21 protein-coding genes and 1 pseudogene are annotated in these 16,672 nt (G+C 54.3%); 14 read left to right on the top strand and 8 right to left on the bottom strand.

Annotated elements, in window-relative coordinates; all coding sequences use genetic code 11:
- Together ACT3R7_RS19375 and ACT3R7_RS19370 are read right to left on the bottom strand one after the other, a co-directional pair.
- Positions 1 to 211: pseudogene (locus ACT3R7_RS19375) on the bottom strand (D-2-hydroxyacid dehydrogenase family protein); the annotation flags it as partial.
- Positions 212 to 285: 74 nt separating this feature from the next.
- Positions 286 to 969 (bottom strand): GntR family transcriptional regulator, encoded by a 684-nt coding sequence (locus ACT3R7_RS19370; RefSeq protein WP_193090985.1) that lies wholly within the window; start codon positions 967 to 969, stop codon positions 286 to 288.
- A 179-nt stretch (positions 970 to 1,148) separates the two neighbouring features.
- Between ACT3R7_RS19370 and ACT3R7_RS19365 the strand changes: the two genes are divergently transcribed.
- From ACT3R7_RS19365 to ACT3R7_RS19345, 5 genes are all read left to right on the top strand, one after another.
- A complete protein-coding gene (locus tag ACT3R7_RS19365; RefSeq protein WP_193090984.1) occupies positions 1,149 to 2,144 on the top strand; it encodes a Bug family tripartite tricarboxylate transporter substrate binding protein in 996 nt (331 codons plus the stop codon).
- Positions 2,145 to 2,248: 104 nt separating this feature from the next.
- Positions 2,249 to 2,701 carry a tripartite tricarboxylate transporter TctB family protein gene (locus tag ACT3R7_RS19360; protein ID WP_226940037.1) on the top strand — a complete coding sequence of 151 codons (453 nt, stop codon included), beginning with the start codon at positions 2,249 to 2,251 and terminating at the stop codon, positions 2,699 to 2,701.
- Position 2,702: 1 nt separating this feature from the next.
- Complete coding sequence (locus tag ACT3R7_RS19355; RefSeq protein ID WP_193090983.1) at positions 2,703 to 4,217, top strand: tripartite tricarboxylate transporter permease; 1,515 nt, start codon at positions 2,703 to 2,705, stop codon at positions 4,215 to 4,217.
- A complete protein-coding gene (locus ACT3R7_RS19350; RefSeq protein WP_319643905.1) occupies positions 4,204 to 5,274 on the top strand; it encodes an AbrB family transcriptional regulator in 1,071 nt (356 codons plus the stop codon). Before ACT3R7_RS19355 ends, ACT3R7_RS19350 begins: the two co-directional genes overlap by 14 nt.
- Before the next feature lie 319 nt (positions 5,275 to 5,593).
- A complete protein-coding gene (locus tag ACT3R7_RS19345) occupies positions 5,594 to 6,538 on the top strand; it encodes a co-chaperone YbbN (protein ID WP_193090982.1) in 945 nt (314 codons plus the stop codon).
- A 3-nt stretch (positions 6,539 to 6,541) separates the two neighbouring features.
- On the opposite strand, the gene ACT3R7_RS19340 is transcribed toward ACT3R7_RS19345, so the two are convergent.
- The gene (locus ACT3R7_RS19340; RefSeq protein ID WP_496199384.1) at positions 6,542 to 7,705 is read right to left on the bottom strand and encodes a MalY/PatB family protein; all 1,164 of its coding nucleotides are present in this window, start codon (positions 7,703 to 7,705) and stop codon (positions 6,542 to 6,544) included.
- Between the two features lie 37 nt (positions 7,706 to 7,742).
- Between ACT3R7_RS19340 and ACT3R7_RS19335 the strand changes: the two genes are divergently transcribed.
- Positions 7,743 to 8,174 carry a hypothetical protein gene (locus ACT3R7_RS19335; RefSeq protein WP_192539465.1) on the top strand — a complete coding sequence of 144 codons (432 nt, stop codon included), beginning with the start codon at positions 7,743 to 7,745 and terminating at the stop codon, positions 8,172 to 8,174.
- Positions 8,175 to 8,184: 10 nt separating this feature from the next.
- Here the strand turns inward: ACT3R7_RS19335 and ACT3R7_RS19330 are convergent, their stop codons facing one another.
- Positions 8,185 to 8,535, bottom strand: coding sequence for a hypothetical protein (locus ACT3R7_RS19330; RefSeq protein WP_318782781.1), 351 nt, complete (start codon positions 8,533 to 8,535; stop codon positions 8,185 to 8,187).
- 71 nt (positions 8,536 to 8,606) lie between these two features.
- On the opposite strand from ACT3R7_RS19330, the gene ACT3R7_RS19325 reads away from it, so the two are divergent.
- The 5 genes from ACT3R7_RS19325 to ACT3R7_RS19305 are packed head-to-tail and all read left to right on the top strand — an operon-like array spanning position 8,607 to position 11,340.
- Positions 8,607 to 9,431, top strand: coding sequence for a hypothetical protein (locus ACT3R7_RS19325; protein ID WP_192539464.1), 825 nt, complete (start codon positions 8,607 to 8,609; stop codon positions 9,429 to 9,431).
- A 54-nt stretch (positions 9,432 to 9,485) separates the two neighbouring features.
- Positions 9,486 to 9,887 (top strand): acyl-CoA thioesterase, encoded by a 402-nt coding sequence (locus ACT3R7_RS19320; protein WP_018918345.1) that lies wholly within the window; start codon positions 9,486 to 9,488, stop codon positions 9,885 to 9,887.
- Positions 9,888 to 9,925: 38 nt separating this feature from the next.
- Positions 9,926 to 10,228, top strand: a complete 303-nt coding sequence (locus ACT3R7_RS19315; RefSeq protein WP_018918346.1) for a hypothetical protein — start codon at positions 9,926 to 9,928, stop codon at positions 10,226 to 10,228.
- Between the two features lie 12 nt (positions 10,229 to 10,240).
- The gene (locus tag ACT3R7_RS19310) at positions 10,241 to 10,762 is read left to right on the top strand and encodes a DUF501 domain-containing protein (RefSeq protein ID WP_192539463.1); all 522 of its coding nucleotides are present in this window, start codon (positions 10,241 to 10,243) and stop codon (positions 10,760 to 10,762) included.
- 35 nt (positions 10,763 to 10,797) lie between these two features.
- Positions 10,798 to 11,340, top strand: coding sequence for an LOG family protein (locus ACT3R7_RS19305; RefSeq protein ID WP_192539462.1), 543 nt, complete (start codon positions 10,798 to 10,800; stop codon positions 11,338 to 11,340).
- A 27-nt stretch (positions 11,341 to 11,367) separates the two neighbouring features.
- Here the strand turns inward: ACT3R7_RS19305 and ACT3R7_RS19300 are convergent, their stop codons facing one another.
- Positions 11,368 to 11,871, bottom strand: coding sequence for a hypothetical protein (locus tag ACT3R7_RS19300; protein ID WP_192539461.1), 504 nt, complete (start codon positions 11,869 to 11,871; stop codon positions 11,368 to 11,370).
- 47 nt (positions 11,872 to 11,918) lie between these two features.
- The gene (locus ACT3R7_RS19295) at positions 11,919 to 12,413 is read right to left on the bottom strand and encodes a tetratricopeptide repeat protein (RefSeq protein ID WP_018918350.1); all 495 of its coding nucleotides are present in this window, start codon (positions 12,411 to 12,413) and stop codon (positions 11,919 to 11,921) included.
- A 250-nt stretch (positions 12,414 to 12,663) separates the two neighbouring features.
- On the opposite strand from ACT3R7_RS19295, the gene ACT3R7_RS19290 reads away from it, so the two are divergent.
- Positions 12,664 to 13,695: an NADP(H)-dependent aldo-keto reductase gene (locus ACT3R7_RS19290; RefSeq protein WP_496199383.1), complete on the top strand. Its 1,032-nt coding sequence runs from the start codon at positions 12,664 to 12,666 to the stop codon at positions 13,693 to 13,695.
- Between the two features lie 136 nt (positions 13,696 to 13,831).
- Entirely contained in the window at positions 13,832 to 14,611 is a 780-nt protein-coding gene (gene yaaA / locus ACT3R7_RS19285; RefSeq protein ID WP_192539459.1) for a peroxide stress protein YaaA, read from the top strand.
- 18 nt (positions 14,612 to 14,629) lie between these two features.
- Here yaaA and ACT3R7_RS19280 read toward each other — a convergent pair whose 3' ends face one another.
- Positions 14,630 to 15,172 (bottom strand): isochorismatase family protein, encoded by a 543-nt coding sequence (locus tag ACT3R7_RS19280; RefSeq protein ID WP_225736300.1) that lies wholly within the window; start codon positions 15,170 to 15,172, stop codon positions 14,630 to 14,632.
- A 179-nt stretch (positions 15,173 to 15,351) separates the two neighbouring features.
- On the opposite strand from ACT3R7_RS19280, the gene ACT3R7_RS19275 reads away from it, so the two are divergent.
- Complete coding sequence (locus tag ACT3R7_RS19275; RefSeq protein WP_192539457.1) at positions 15,352 to 16,203, top strand: Tim44 domain-containing protein; 852 nt, start codon at positions 15,352 to 15,354, stop codon at positions 16,201 to 16,203.
- 106 nt (positions 16,204 to 16,309) lie between these two features.
- Here ACT3R7_RS19275 and ACT3R7_RS19270 read toward each other — a convergent pair whose 3' ends face one another.
- Positions 16,310 to 16,588 carry a hypothetical protein gene (locus ACT3R7_RS19270; protein ID WP_444280621.1) on the bottom strand — a complete coding sequence of 93 codons (279 nt, stop codon included), beginning with the start codon at positions 16,586 to 16,588 and terminating at the stop codon, positions 16,310 to 16,312.
- Positions 16,589 to 16,672 lie beyond the last annotated feature (84 nt).

The following is a 16,672-nucleotide window of genomic DNA, read 5'->3' as shown; positions in this document are numbered from 1 at the left end:
TTAGATCAGGCAAGGACGCGATAAGGTCTCTGCCAATCGAGGTGCGCTCCCTGAGAGGAATAATCGCATCGGCCCCTTGAAGCCGGCTCACCAGGGTTTCAAAGGTCGGCATATCCCCATAGACCGCCACCTCTGAGAATTCGCGCAAGCGGGATACGGCAGGGTGCTCTTTTAGACACCCCTCCCAATCATCAAGAATTACCGTCTTCATACACTTCCCCTCTAGTTCAGCCAAAAGCCGGTCATAGCCTTGTCTGAACGGTGTACTTATCCCTTAATGACTGTTTAATTAAGGGCATCTCGCTTGGGCAACTGCTCTTCAAGCGCTTCCCAGCTGCTTTGTATATGCCGTCGCATCAACAACCCCGCCACCTCCACATCACCTTCCGAGATAGCTGATGCTATGCGCTCATGCTCATAAAGTGCGATTTTTCCACGCCCCGTAACATGCCGATGCTTGTTCCTTAACAGAGTTAGCTGTGGACGAAGCTCGTGGGTTAAATAACGCTCAATGAGCGGATTACCGGACATCCGTGCGGTAATTAAATGAAAATCATACTCCTCGGACTCCTGAAGATAGGCTCCTTCAGGATGAGATGTCACTTGGCTGGCATGCAACTGCAGCAGCGCAAGATACTCATTGGCGGTGGATGCGTTCGCGCAACGAGCCGCCAACATGGCAGCCTCAGCTTCAAGAGCAGCTCTGACCTGGTAAATAGCCCGTGCATCTTCGTAGCGCATTTCACGCACATGCGCCCCACTGTTCGGCACGATAGTAACGAGCCCACACTCGCTAAGGCTTTTGAGCGCCATACGTATCGGCCCTCGGCTGACACAAAAGCGCTCAGCCAACGCGACTTCCCCGAGACGAGCACCAGCCTGAAGCTGCCCTTTTAGTATTTCATCGTACAAGCCACTCGCCACTCGTTCAGCAGCCAATCCGTGTGTCTCTTCTTTTATTGTAGACAAGATATTTATCCTCCGAAAGCGACACACTTTATACAACGTTCAATATTTTCCTGAAATAGGTGGAAAATTAGACCTTTTACTTACATATCCGAGGATTGACACAAACTACTATATGTACTTCTATATTTACGAACAAATTATTGTCTTACAATCTTCAAAATAAAAGCGGAGTGACCACCATGCTCGATAAGAAAAAAGTCATCGCTAATGCCATTTTGGGTTTCTCCTTGGCGGCTTCGATTACCCCCCTCACGGCCGCTGCTCAGGAAAGCTGGCCAACTCAGAAAATCACGTTCGTTGTTGCGCTTGGCCCTGGCGGCTCCGCTGACCGCACTGCTCGCGCGCTGGCTCAACGGCTCCAGGAGGATCTAGGCACGCCGATTTCAGTCGTTAATCAGAATGGTGGCGGTGGTCACGTCGGCCATACTTACTTCCATAACATGCCTGCTGATGGCAGTTATTTCCTTGCCTCTTCGATCCACCCTTACATCTCTAATGCGATTCTTGGCTTTGATGCCACGTATGAATTATCAGACTTCGCATTCATCAACGGGCAGTGGAACGATTACGATCTTTTCGCCGTTAATGCTGACACGCCTTACGAAACGCTAGCGGACTTCATGGCTGCAGCCAAGGAAAACCCAGGAAAACTTAGAGTTTCTGTCGTGCCCGGCTCAACCGGTGCCATCAACCTTGAACTGGCTCTGGAGGCCTTTGGGCTCGATAAAACAGACGTCAACATTGTCACCTATCAGTCTGGCGGTGCTGCACGTACGGCGGTGGCTGGCGGGCAAGTAGACATGACCGTATTGGCGGCAGACGGCACGCTATCAATTCAGGAATATATTCGTCCTCTTGCCCTGGCGGCGGATGCCTCATCGGAAGACTGGGATGCACCAACGTTGAACGCAGCGCTTGAAGAGAGCGGACACGAGCCGGTCCCGGTGCTTGCAGGGTCAATGCGAGGCCTTGCCGCGCATGCTGCCTTTAAAGAGAATAACCCCGAAGCATTTCAACAAATGGTCGATGCCTATCAAAATGCGCTTGAAGATGAGGCGTTCGTTAGTCGGTTAGAAGCTCAGGATATCGGTGCCGAGTGGCTGGGGCCTGAACGTACGACTGAGATCATCGAGTCCAACTTTGAAATCTTGAAGCAGTACACATCAGAAGAATAAGTGATTTCAATGCTGGCGCATTAGCACTAGCACGTTGCGCTTGATCGTTACGGGACCAACTTACGCTTGGTCCCATTATTATTTCAATGTGGAGGCACTATAAAATGGTGACAGGAAAGATTTCTGCAACGCATGCCTTTTTGTTAGGCCTCGTATTGGCTATAACGGGCTTTATTACCTGGAGCGCTACCCAGGCTTCCACAACGATGAATAATCTGGTGGTAGTAGCTCCCAGTGCGTTAATCGTGGGTCTTCTATCCATAGGCATTGTCGCTAGCCTCCTGTTGAAGCCAGCGCCCGAGTCTTCATCCAGCAGTACCAATAAATCCTCTATATGGAGCGACATTCTGCTTCTTGCAGGATTTGCCGCTTTCTGTTTTGCATTAACCACTGTCGGCTTCGACGTTGCTACTTTCATTTTCGTCTGGGTCGGTGTTCTTATGTGTGGGAGTAAAGGTAAGTGGCAGCCGCCTTTATACGCACTTGTGTTTACTGTTTTTCTTGTCAAGGGTTTTGGCTCTCTCTTCCCTTATCCAATGACCACACTCGTGCTTTAATATGATTGATCAACTCGCATTATCTCAGGCTTTTACGCTTCTTTTTACTGACCTAAGCCCTTGGCTTTGGGTTATCCCCGGCCTATTAATCGGCCTGATTTTCGGCTCGATTCCCGGGCTACAAATATCAATGGCCATGGCCGTTTTTTTACCCGTGACCTTTGGCATGGATTTTCTTCAAGCCATGCTGTTTTTAACCGCCATATTTACTGGCGGCGCCTATGGTGGCGGGGTAACCGCTATTCTTATGAATATCCCCGGATCATCGTCATCAATTGCCACGGCATTCGATGGATACCCTATGGCGCGAAAGGGACAGCACAATGAAGCCCTGGGCCTGGGCCTTTGTGCTTCCGTCGTGGGCGCTTTCGTGGGTTACAGCCTTCTGATGTTGTTAATCAATCCACTGGCTGCTTTTGTACTAAAGATAGGCCCGCTGGAAATGGTCGTGGTGGTCCTTTGGGGGTTAACCCTCATCGCGACACTTAATGACAGCAGTATGGCCAAGGGCCTACTGGCAGGTTTTCTGGGGCTCATGCTGAGTCAAATTGGCATGTCCACGACGGGCATTATGCGCACAACTATAGGCAACCCCTATTTACTTGATGGCATTCCGGTGGTGCCCGCCATGATCGGCATATTTGCCGCCTCTGAACTGTTGCGCCTGAGGGGAGGCTCGTTTCTAGTACAAAATGAGGCCCAGCGTAATATATCGTTTGCTCTTATTCTTAAAGGCGTTGGGCAGACATTCCGCCATCCCGGCACCTTACTGCGCGGCAGTCTGATTGGTGCCGTGATCGGTGCCATTCCAGGCGTGGGGTCATCGGTAGCTAATCTGGTCTCTTATGGTGAGGCCAAACGAACGTCGAAGACGCCTGAAGCATTCGGCAAGGGAGCATCCGAAGGTGTCGTAGCCGCCGAATCCGCAAACTCAAGCTCGGAGGGCGGCTCCATGACGGCGCTATTAGCGCTAGGCATCCCTGGCGGGGCTGCGACGGCGGTGCTTCTGGCTGCGTTCTCTTTTCACAATATTATTGGTGGGCCATCGTTTATAAGAGACCAGACCGATATCGTCTACTCGATTATTCTCGGCAACCTGGGCCAAGTGGTACTTCTAGCGTTTTTGGGGTTACTTAGCCTTCGCTTACTCGGCATGGTGGTGCGCGTTCCGCTGGCTTATCTAGTACCCAGTGTATTGGCCATGTGTGCCTGGGGTGGCTATGGCATAACCGGCACGATCGCTGGGCCGCTAACCGTTGCCGCATTTGCAGGGCTTGGCTGGCTCATGCGACAAAACAACTATCCCGTCGCAGCAACAGTCATCGGTTTACTGCTTGGCCGAATGATGGAAGGCGAAGTCGTGCGCACCTTACAGGTGTCCGGTGGCCGACCGTTTGAATACATGATGGAGCGACCCATTGCTCTGGCTCTTTTCACTATAATGCTGCTGGTGTTAATGGGTGTCCCCGCACTGAAAGCCTTCCGCTCTCGCCGCACTAGCCATGAATCTAATTAAACAAATGCCTCCTCAACGTAGAGGAGGCGTTACCTTTGGCATCGGCGCGTTAGGCGGACTCGCTTTTTTTGCACTCTCTCTACCATTGCCATGGGTACTGGGCAGCCTAACAGCATCACTTCTGTGCACTCAGACGACATCTTTTCAGCCTCGCTTTCCTGCCCCATGGCGAAGTTACGCCATGGTCGCTATCGGCACGATGCTAGGCACCAGCTTTACGCCAGAAGTTGTTCGTCAGGCCGGGGATTGGACCATCAGTCTGATTGTGATGAGCTTGTTATCGCTGGCATTTTGTTTCATTGCCTATCAAATATTTTATCGTTTCGGAAAAATGGATCGAGTGACGGCCTTGTTCGCCGCCATACCCGGCGGACTTTCAGTCGTTTCTGTTTTGGCAGAAAATTACCGTGCCGAAGTCAGCCGCGTTGCCCTCTGTCATACCGCGCGCTTAGTGGTATTGCTTATTGCAGCCCCCATCATCATCCAGGCTATTTCCGGCATTAATCTCGCTGATGCTAGCCTTGCAAGCTTCACTCACGCGGAAGCAATTGACCCTGTTAACCATGGCATCCTGGCGCTGGTAGCGATAGTCAGCGGCTGGCTAGCCTGGCGGCTAAACTTCCCTTCAGCGATGCTATTAATTCCATTGCTTAGTTCGGGGTTACTACACGCGACTGACCTTTTGACGGTGCATGTTCCTCCCCTGCTTTCCAGTGCAGCACAAATAGTTATTGGCGCAGGAGTAGGGGCGCGATTCGCGAATTACTCTCTTCCACAAATTTTAAAAGATGGCTGGCTCGCGGCGGTGATCGGCGTGCTTCTTACCTTTGGCTCTTTCATTGCAGCGCTGTTGTTTGCACCTATTATAGGACTCGACAACACACCCTTGTTCTTATCCTATTTGCCTGGAGGAGCGCCAGAACTTGGCGTCGTAGCGCTAGCGTTATCCATAGACCCCGCTATGGTGGCAGCCCACCATGTACTTCGTGTTTTCTTGATCGTAGCAATGCTTCCTCTTATCGCCAGTTGGTTAGGTAAACAAACCCAGCGAGGCTAGTAATAGAGATTATGAGGCTAAATGGTGATGCTATTGCGTGCTGACCGTATTGGCGCCGTCAGAGAGTTCCATCGTATGATCGCTTTATATGGGATGATGTGTATGAGCGTATGGAAACTGAGATTACTGAACGTCAATAAGTACCAACCTTTCAAGCGTTGCATGCTAAACACGATCTAGCGTGCAACGCCTGTCCACTTTGCCTTGCCTTCCTCTACTGCTTGGATATCAACGATTAGCTGCATTGCGGCTTGAATATGCACGCCTCTGCCTGCATATCATCAGATAACCTTCTTTTTACGCGATGTAGAGCTTACCCATGTCGATTATTGATCCCCGTACCGGCAATCCGCTTACTGCGGAGCCCGCTAACACCGGCGATACCCAGGCAAGTGCTGAGCGCCCTCCGGTTACCGCTGAAGAAGTCATCATTGAACTAAACGCTGGCAATATTCAGCAGGTGCTCGAAGCCTCCATGCAGGTGCCGGTACTTATGTGCTGCTATTCCCCCGCCGACGATAGCAGCAGCAAACTTGCAACGATTCTGGAAAAGCTGGCGATTGAATACGCGGGGGCCTTTTTGCTGGGTAAGCTGGATGCCCAGGCCAATCCAGAGATTTCAGCCCAGCTGGGCGTGCGCTCGGTACCCGATGTTAAGTTAATCAGCCAAGGTGGACTGGTCGATAGCTTGCAGGGAGCACAGCCCGAGAAAGAAGTTCGTGCCTGGCTCAGCCGCTACTTCCCGGCCCCCGCGGAAGCTCCGCCTAGTCCGGAGGAAGAAGCCGAAGCGGCGCTTCTGGAAGGCGACGCGGCCACCGCTCGCGATATCTACCAGAACCTGGTAACCCAATACCCCGAGCACTATGCCTATCAGGTAGCTTTTGCTCGCGTCCTGGTGGCTGAAAAGCGTGGCGATGAAGCGCGCAGCGTGCTGGATAATTTGCCGCCCGAAGAGCGTGATGCGCCTGCCGCCCGCGGCGTCCGTGCGAGCATTGAGTTCAGCGAACGAGCGCTTTCAGCAGAAGATATCGCCGCTTTAGGCGAGCGCGACGATAGCGAAGCACAGTTCCAGCGCGCTCTGCGCCAGGTGGCCGATGGCCAGTACGACGCCGGCCTTGAAGCGCTGCTGACGCTCATGAAGCGTGACCGTGCGTATAACGACGACGCGGCGCGTAAAGCGCTGCTGCAGGTGTTTGATGCGCTAGGCGCCGATCATCCGCTGACCGTCGCCTACCGCCGCAAGCTGTTTGCTCTGCTGTATTAATCGCTAGGCCTTTAACAGCTTATCCATCCGCACTAACGCGGCGTCCAGCTGGGACGCCGTGGTGCCAAAGTTAAGTCGTAAAAAGCCGGGGCAGCCAAACGCTGCCCCGTCAGACAGCGCAACCCCCGCCTGTTCCTTGAGCGTTTGATAGGGCGTGCTGCCCAACCCCGCCTCGCGCATATCCAACCAGGCTAAATAAGTGGCTTCCGGTTTGCTTAACGTCACCCCCGGCCAGCTTGCCACGTGTGTTTCAAGCGTCGCGCGATGCTGACGCAGCACTTCCAGCAGCGCTTGGCGCCAAGGCTCGCCTTGCCGATAAGCCGCCTCAGCCGCTACCAGCCCCAAAACGTTCACATCAGGCAGCAGCCCTTTGCAGGCAGCGGTAAACCGCTTGCGCACTTCAGGGTCAGGGATCACCGCACAGGCGCTGGTTAAACCTGCCAAGTTAAAGGTTTTAGATGGCGCCCATAGGGTAATCGTACGCTTGGCGAGCTCAGGAAACATGGCCGCCAGCGGGCGATGCCGGGCATCTTTGTCCAGCAGCAAATCACAGTGAAGCTCGTCCGAGACCACCCACAAATCGTGCTGTTCAACCAGTTTTGCCAGCGGCGCCAGCTCTTCATGGCGCCAGACACGCCCTGTCGGGTTATGCGGATGGCACCAGAGCAACAGGCGCGTCTTGGGCGTAATGGCCGCTTCTATAGAGGCCATATCCAACTGCCACGACTCGCCAGGGCCTTTAGGTTCGGTCAACATTGCTTGCTGGGGGAGCCGGCCAGTGCGCTCGGCTACCGCCAAGAAAGGCGGATAAATAGGCGTCATCGTTAATACGCCATCGCCTGGCAGGGTTAACGCGAGCGTCGCGAAATGTAGCGCCGGCACCACCCCCGGCAGCCACTTTTGCCACTCAGGCTGGATAGTCCAGTTGTAGTGCGAAGCACTCCACTGACACAGCGTTTCTGTTAACGTAGCGGGCACTTCACCATAGCCATACACACCGTGGGCAACCCGGTCCTGGAGTGCTTCAATAACCGCCGGCGGCGAGCGAAAATCCATATCGGCGACCCACAGCGGCAGCACCTCGCCACTGTAACGGTGCCATTTTTGTGACGAGAAGCCGCCTTCGGGGTGGCGTCGCTCGATTGGCGTGGCAAAATCAAAGGCCATACAGGTCTCACTCATTAATAAAGGATTGGTAACGAGCATGCCGCAAGATGACTTTTATACCAAGGTGCGCGCAGGATTATCGGCACTATTGCGGCAGTGGCAAGCGCTTGGTCAAGCCGATGCTGATCAGTTAGCGCTCATCCTGGCGGAAACCGCTCGGGTTGCCAAACTGGGCACGCCGGATACAACGCCCGATGGGGCGATGCTTAAATACTGGAGCCAGACTCTGGAGGGCGATATTCCGCTTTGGGCACCGCGTACCGCGGTATTTTTACTCAATCAAATGCCTGCCAAACCCATGCCTGAAAGTGATGCAGAAGCCTGCGCCTGGGCGTACTGCTGGCTGCGCAACCGTACGTTCAGCACTTTAGAGGACGCTCATACTGCGCTTCCCGCTCACCTTCAAGAGCCGTTAAAAAGCGCGCTGGAAGCTGCCTGGCGCGACCAGCAGGGGCTGCGCCTAGTATAAAAAGGAAACATCAGCGCTTGGGCCGACGGGATTTGGGCTTGAAGCCTGCTGGCTTTTTGGAAAGCCATTCGACGAAATGGCGTATCTCTTCACTCGCCAGCAGCGCCTCGCGGCTGGCAAACTGGTCGGCTAGCTCGCGCTCGCTATAGAGTCTGTGAATATGCCGATGGCAGGCGTGGCAGAGCCATAAGATGGCGGTCAGCCGCTCTTCGCGCGAGTAGCGCTTTCGATAGCGTGGTTTGTTGTGCAGCGCTCGTGGAATCAGGTGGTGTTTGGTCAACGATGCAGCGCGCGCGCAAAGCTCGGGCCTTGGCGGGGGCGAAAGCGCATGTCCTGATGGGGAAGCAACATCCACGACCACTCTGCTCTCCTGAGTTGGGTGGCTGCAAAATAACTCAAACAGTATTTAATCAATTATAAGGATAGTCATTTATGCTGGAAGTTCCGATTAGCTGGCAGCTTGCCAAGGGCATGGTTTCTGTCGCTATGGTGCTGGGCCTGGGAGTAGTGGCAGTACGGGTAAGCCCACGGGTGGCGGGGCTTTTGGCGGGCTATCCGCTGGGCACGGCACTGGCGCTTTTCTTTATCGGCCTGGAGATCTCGCCGCTGTTCGCCGCCGAAAGCGCGGTGCATACGCTGGCCGGTTTTACCGCCACCATGGCGCTGGGGGCGGGCTACTGGCTATGCGGGCGCAAGCCCGGGTTAAAGGGGCTTTTGGCCGGCACCGCTGGTGGCTTTATCGCTTGGTTTTGCGTCAGCCTGGTGCTGGCCCAGTTTGATTTCACACGGCTGACGGGTACGCTGGTAACGCTGTGCGCCATTGTGCTGTTCAGCTGGCTCTTCCGACGTATACCGGACAGCGTCGCCACCACGCGGGCGCCTTTCTCGTGGGGTGCGCTGTGTGTACGTGCCCTGCTGGCCACACTTATCGTGTTCGCGATCACCACGCTTGCTCACTGGGTGCCGTCCGCCTGGGCGGGAACGCTGGCGGCCTTTCCGATCACCATGCTGCCTTTCCTGCTGATTCTACATTTGAGCCAAGGGCCTGCACCGACTGCCACGGTCATCAAGCACTACCCGATGGGTCTCGGCTCGCTGCTGTGCTACGCCCTATGCGTCTCGTTCACCTATGAAAGCTGGGGGCTTGCCTTGGGTACGCTGGCAGGTTTTAGCGTAGCGACGCTATGGCTGATTGGCTGGATGCAGGGGCAGCGCTGGTGGGCAGAAAGGCGAGAGGCACAGGGCCAAGCCACTTGACCAAGCGCTTGCTAGGGGCAATCCTGAAGGCTGACCAATAACAAGGCGACCACTATGTTCACCCGCACGATTGAGCCAGCTTTTTATGATACCGATGCGCTAGGCCATATTAATAATACGCGCCTGCCCGCCTGGTTTGAGCTGGCCCGCAATGATCTGTTCAAGCTTTTTACGCCGGATCTGGATCCTAAACAGTGGCGCTTGATTATGGCGCGCATGGAAATCGACTACCGTGCTGAACTGTTTTACGGTCATGACATCGAATTACGCACCTACTTGACGCGTTTGGGTAATAGCTCATTCACGGTGACTCAGGAAGCTCGCCAGCACGGTACGTTGACTAATCTCGGTCATACCGTGATGGTACAGTACGATCATCAGGCTAAGTGCGCTGTGCCTATTGAAGGCAAGCTGCGCGACGCCTTGTCAGCCCATTTACAAGATGCGCCCGCCTGACGCACTGCCCCGCTGGACGGGGCTACCAGGAGCACAGCATGGCCATTCGCTATAATCTCTGGCTAGACCCGGACAATACCGCGCAGCATCGCGCTGTCGAAGCGGATCTTGAACACTATTTCATGGAGCGCTTTGCGGACTATCCACATATCCGCTTGTTCGGGGCTGACCCTTACGATTATGATGCCCCGTTTAATCGCCTTTATGACGTGCTGATGGCACGAGCCGCCGAGTATTGCGAGCGGACATGGTGCTATGTAGCGTCCCCTGAGCAGTTGAATCGCTGCTTTTTCCGTGCTGTTGGCCGCTCCAATAAATTTGTTCAAGACGACCGCTCCTGAGAGACCAACCTGATGGTGATTCGCACCAACCAAGCGCCTGATGAGCGCCAGCTAGCTATTATTACCCAGCAGCTAGGCCGCGCACCGCGCGGTATCGAAGCCGTCGCCGCGACCGATAGCCAAGGAACACCGCTGGTACTGCGCATGGCGCCTATCGTGGATGACAAGCCCTTTCCTACGCTGTACTGGCTGTGTTCTGACGTGCTCAAAGTGGAGATTTCCCGCATTGAAGCCGTAGGGGTCATCAAATCACTCGAACAGCGCCTGCAGGATGAACCTGCCTTTCTGGAAAGCTACCAGCAAAGCCACCGCGACTACGTCAAAGCCCGCTGGGACTATATGAGTGACGCACAACGTGCCGAGGTTACCCGGCTGGGTTACACCGACGTGCTTACCGAGCGTGGCATTGGCGGTATCAGCAACTGGCAGCAGGTGCGCTGCCTGCACACCCAGTACGCCCATCATCTATGTGGCGACAACGTTATTGGCCAGTGGATGGACGAGCACCATCAGATCGATCGTTTTATCCCGTAAAGCGCCATTCAATATTCGTTTAAGGAACCCGATTAATGTCCCGTATTTGCGTTTATCTTGGTTCGCGTGAAGGCAGCCGTCCGATTTTTCGTCAAGCCGCCCAGGCGCTGGGTACAGCACTGGCCGAGCGAGGCCATACGCTGGTCTACGGTGGTGCGCGGATCGGCCTGATGGGCGAGCTTGCCAATGCAGCGCTAGAAGCCGGGGGGAGCGTTATCGGCGTGATGCCGGATCATCTGGTGGAGCGTGAGCAGGCCCACTTTGGGCTTACCGAGCTTATCCGCGTCGCCAATATGCATGAGCGTAAAGCCACCATGGCGGCTAACGCCGATGCGTTTATCGCCATGCCGGGCGGCATTGGAACGTTTGAAGAGCTGTTTGAAATCTGGACGTGGGGCTATCTGGGCCTACATGAAAAGCCCATGGGCCTGCTAAATATAGATGATTTTTATGGGCCGCTTTTAACATTTTTGGACAGCACCGTAGCCAACGGCTTTTTAGCCCAGGCAACACGTGACATGCTGCAGGATGCGCAAACACCCCAAGCGCTACTCAGTGCACTGGATATACGCCTATAGGCTTTTGTAAACCTGCCTGAAACGGCGTTAGCGCTCTGTCAGCAGGCGGGTACGCTGGTAGGTAAGCTGTAACAGGCGGGCATCTTCACCGGCGCGATGGCGATTAATATCGCGCTCGGCAATCATGCTCTCTTTGGTATGGCTCCAAAGGGCTTGCTGCTCTTCGCTTAGCAAAATCCGCAGCGCTTCAAGTCGAAAGCGTGGCAGCATACCGGCATGATGAAAAAGCAGCGACAGCCAGGTGTTATCGTACCCCCAGCTGTCGCTATAAGCCTTACCCAGACGGCTTAGCTCATCGTTAAGCCATTGGGCAACCTGCTGTACAGGGTGCCCCTCTGCGCGCAGACGTTCACGCGAGATACCGTGCAACAGCTCAGCTTTTGGGTCCCAGTGTGTCCACTCTTCCAGAGGCTGAATAAGAAACGCGCAGCAGCTTCCGTCAGCACGCGCGATGCCGACTTCTATCGGATAACTGCCACGCCCGAATCCGGACGCTTCAATATCGAGTACGGTAGGTAGCGTCTCGGACACTGACTTCCTCATTCAATCATTGCGCATAGTGATCGCTCAGCGGCCGCTTACGCGACGGCGGCATCGTTAAGCGGCTGACGATCCGCCAGGCGCTGCCAATAAGCGGCCTGGCCGGCGTCTACGGCTAAGCCTAGCTCACCCAATCGGTAGGCGCAGGCTAACCGCTCAGCGGCCAGGTAATGTCCCGCCTGGGCGGCGCGTGCATACCAGGTTACCGCATAGTCTTCACGACGCGGATACTGCGCACAGCCATGCTCATAGATTTGCGCTACCTGAAACTGCGACTTTACGTCGCCAGACTGAGCGGCTTCTACGACATAACGCGCGCCCCGCGCCTTATCCTGCGGCGAAAGACTGCTATGAAACAGCATATGGCCGTAAACGGATAGCGCATCCGGATGTCCTGCATCAGCACAGCGCTTGAACAGTCGCATGGTCAGGCGCTGCGTACGCTTGGAACGCGGAAGCAACCAACGGTTTTGAAAAAGCCGTTCGGCTAAGCGAAATTCTAACCGAGTAAACAAAGATGATGCCTGCGGCATGGCAAACCACCCTGCCAGTTTGTTGAGACCTTGATTAGCGATCACTACATCATTTGACTGCCAACCAAACGAGAAACCGGCCTTTAGCCGGTCGATGGGCTGGCAAGCATACGCCTGCCTTTGCGACGACTCAACCCCATTGATTTGCGGCTTTCAAATTGCCTCGCTAACATGCCTGTCACACATCACCATTAACCATGATAATAAATGCCTATTCGGTAGCCATTTTCGCCTTAGCGAGGAGATAAAAATGCAAACGCGCCCACTTGGCAGAACCGGAATTGAGGTCAGTCGACTCTGCCTAGGTACGATGACGTTTGGCGAGCAAAACAGCGAGACAGAAGCTCACGAACAGCTGGATCGCGCTGTCGCTTTCGGTATCAACTTTATCGATACCGCTGAAATGTACCCGGTACCGCCCAAGGCGGAGACCCAGGGCTTAACCGAAACGTATATCGGCAGTTGGCTGAAGCAGCGCGGTGCACGCGATGACGTCATCATTGCGACCAAGGCAGTGGGCCCGGGCCCGGAGCATATCCGGGGCGGCCCGCGCATGACGCGCGAGCATATTCATCAGGCAATCGACGATAGCCTTAAGCGTTTACAGACAGACTATGTTGACCTGTATCAGCTGCACTGGCCGGATCGCAACACCAACTTTTTCGGCAAGCTGGGCTACACCCATCAGGACCAGGAAGATGCCACACCGCTTGAAGAGACGCTTTCTGCGCTTAAAGAGCTGGTCGACGCTGGCAAGGTACGATCGATTGGCCTGTCCAACGATACGCCGTGGGGCGTGATGCGCTCGCTTTATCTGGCTGAGAAAATGGATTTGCCGCGCGTGGCATCGGTACAAAACCCCTACAATCTGCTTAACCGGTCGTTTGAAGTCGGTTTGGCGGAAATCGCCCACCGCGAAGACGTTGGCTTATTGGCCTACTCGCCGCTGGGCTTTGGCGTGCTCTCCGGCAAGTACCTGAACGGTGCTTGGCCTGAAAAAGGTCGCCTGACACTTTATGAGCGCTTTAAGCGCTATACCTCGCCCGAAGCAGAAGCAGCCACACAAGCGTACGTTGATCTGGCCCGCGAGCACGATCTCGACCCGGCACAGATGGCGCTGGCATTCATCAACTCACGCAGCTTCCTGACCAGTAATATCATTGGTGCGACTACCCTTGACCAGCTGGAAAGCAATCTGGCCAGCGAGAGCCTCAAGCTTGACGACGAAGTGCTGGATGCCATCGACGATATCCACCGCCGGATGCCCAATCCCTGCCCTTGAGTCTTGGATAAGTCCTTGGGCCTTGGATAAGTATAGTAACGCTATGAAGGCGATAGCCTCGGCCAACGCCGAGGCTTGATATACTAGCGGCCATACATTTGTTATTAGGTTTTTGCATCGGCTGAAGGAGCTCACCTTGCTAAGCGTTATTTCGCCAGCCAAGACGCTGGATTTTGAAACCCCCTCTACGACCAAGCGCGTTACGCAGCCCGACTTTCTCAGCGAAAGCCAATCGCTGATTGATATTCTGCGTGATTACTCGCCCCAGCAGATCAGCGAGCTGATGGGTATCAGCGATAAGCTGGCTGGCCTTAATGCGGCCCGTTTCGCTGAGTGGGAGCCGCCATTTTCGCTTGAGAATGCGAAACCTGCCGCCCAGGCGTTTCAGGGCGATGTTTACACTGGGCTGGAAGCTGAAACGTTCAGCGATGCGGATAACCGTTTTGCTCAGCAGCATCTGCGCATTCTCTCAGGCCTGTATGGCTTGCTGAGACCGCTGGATCTGATCCAGGCTTACCGATTGGAGATGGGGACCAAACTGCCTAATCAGGCGGGCAAGGATTTATACGCCTACTGGAAACCTACCCTCACTAAAGCGCTTGATGACGCTATTGCACAAAGCGGCTCTAAGGCCTTGGTCAACCTGGCCTCCAACGAATACTTTAAAGCGGTAGATGCCAAGCAGCTTGATGCGCGCATTATTACACCGGTGTTTAAAGATGAGAAAAACGGCACGTTTAAAATCATCAGCTTTTATGCCAAAAAAGCACGCGGGCTGATGAGCGCCTGGATCATTAGCCAGAAAATTAATGATCCTGATGAGCTTAAAGGCTTTAACGTTGCAGGCTATCGCTTTGATGCTGCCTCTTCTGAAGGCGATACGCTCGTCTTTACCCGCAAAGAAGCCGATCGCTAAACGAAAGCTCACCTTTGGCTAGAAAAATGTGACGGCGCGCGAGGAACGGGGCTTTAGAAGGCGCTGATGCACGTCCTTAAACAGTGCGTTATCACAGCGTTGAAGCCACTCGTAGGCCACCATATCCGACGTCACAGCGATTGCACCGTGGGCACAGGCACGCTCGCGGGCAAGGCGCGCTTCATCACAGCGGCGGCTGGCGGTCGCTTCGCTTAACCAATACACGTTATAGCCTGCCTCAAGCAGCCCAAGTGCGCTCTGAAGCACGCAGATGTGAGCTTCCGTCCCACAGATCACTACTTGCTGCACTGACTGGGCCTTTAACGCCTGGGCGAATTCGGGCTCTTCCATCGCGCTGAAATGGTGCTTTTGCCAAACCTGATGCTCACCCAACTCGCTTAATAAGCCTGGCGTCGTCCCCCCCAACTTTTCAGGATACTGCTCGGTAAGCCATACAGGCACGTCTAACGCTTCGGCTACTTTTGCAAGCCAGGCGGCTTCTTCAATTACTTTTACGCCATCATCAATGACGGGCAGTAAGCCCGCCTGAAAATCGACCATTAGTAATAGGCTACGATCTCGTTGTAGGCGCACGCTTTCCCCTTATTCTTTGTGTTTATTAGTGCCATTAAGATAGCCCATTCTAACCGCCCAGGCGCTAAACTAGCCGTTCAATACTTTCTACACGCTCAGTACTCTGGGCTTATGTTCTTGATGGCTTTTAATCATTGGAGATTGCCATGTTACGACAACTGTTTGTCATGCTGCTGGTCAGCGTTATGGGGTTTAGCGTTGCGGTAGAGCATGCTGAAGCGCGCCGTATGGGCGGAGGCGGCAATGTGGGCAGTATGTCCCGCTCTGCGGATCGCCCAGCTAGCACACCCAGTACACAACAGGCTCAAGGTGGTCAACAGGGCCAAGCAGGTGCTGCGGCAGCACGTAGAGGCGGAATGGGCGGCATGATGGGGGGCCTATTGGCCGGTGGATTAATTGCTGCGCTGTTTTTTGGCGGCGCCTTTGATGAGCTAAGAATGATGGATCTGCTCATGGTGGTGGGCATTGCGGTGCTGGCGATGATCGCCTTTCGCGCCTTTATTCGCCAGCGCCGCCCGGCGCACGCTTCCGAATCCAACTATCAGCGTACGCAGCACGTGCCATCAACGCCTGCCGCTGGCTCAGCTGGGGCCGCTCCGGGTAGTTTAGCGAGCAGCCTGCAAAGTACGCCCGCCTGGTTTGATAAAGAGCAGTTTTTAAACGGCGCGAAAGAGCATTTTATGACCCTTCAGCGCGCCTGGGACAATAACGACTTTAGCCAGATCCAGGAATATGTTACTCCCGAGCTCTATAACCTGTTACGTACAGAGCGTGCTCAGCATCCGGCCAATAATCGTACAGAGATCGTACGGCTGTTTGCCGAGCTGGGGGATATCAATGAGTACGATGGCCATGCAGAGGCCAGCGTAATCTTTCACGGCATTATCGAAGAGAACGGACAGCAGACTGAGTTTAACGAATCCTGGCACTTAACCCGCGCAATGCGTGACCAGGCTCCCTGGTATGTACAGGGTATTGAACAAAACCCAGGCGCTTAAAATCAACATAAGACGATACAAAATACCCAGCAAAACGGCCGCTAATAGCGGCCGTTTTGCTTGCTAGGCAATACCCTAGCTAAATGTTTTACATCAACGCGCTGGATTAATTTTCAGCAGCATCTTCGATATTCTCGCCCGCATTCTCAATGCTTTCGCCAGCGCTTTCCATACTGTTATCGATGCTCTCACCTGCTTCTTCAGCAGGCCCCTGGTTATCACAGGCAGCCAAACCGCCCGCGAGCAGAGCCATTAATACCGCAGCTGATAACTTCTTAACTAATTGTCCATTCATCTTGTTTCTCCTCCTGAGATAGCGCGTGAAGTGCTCTTCCATCAACGTACCGTACCATTTTAAAGACAACAGTACGATATCACCACCCATATCAGGGTAGCTGCTTGGAAACGAAAAGCGTAATTAGTAAATTCCAGCCAAAAAAAAATCCCCCGAGGCGCAAGCCCCGGGGGA

Source organism: Halomonas sp. AOP43-A1-21, assembly GCF_052376775.1.
Classification (GTDB): domain Bacteria; phylum Pseudomonadota; class Gammaproteobacteria; order Pseudomonadales; family Halomonadaceae; genus Vreelandella; species Vreelandella colorata.
Note: the sequence above shows the minus strand (reverse complement) of the source record. Positions and strands in the feature narration are given on the sequence as shown.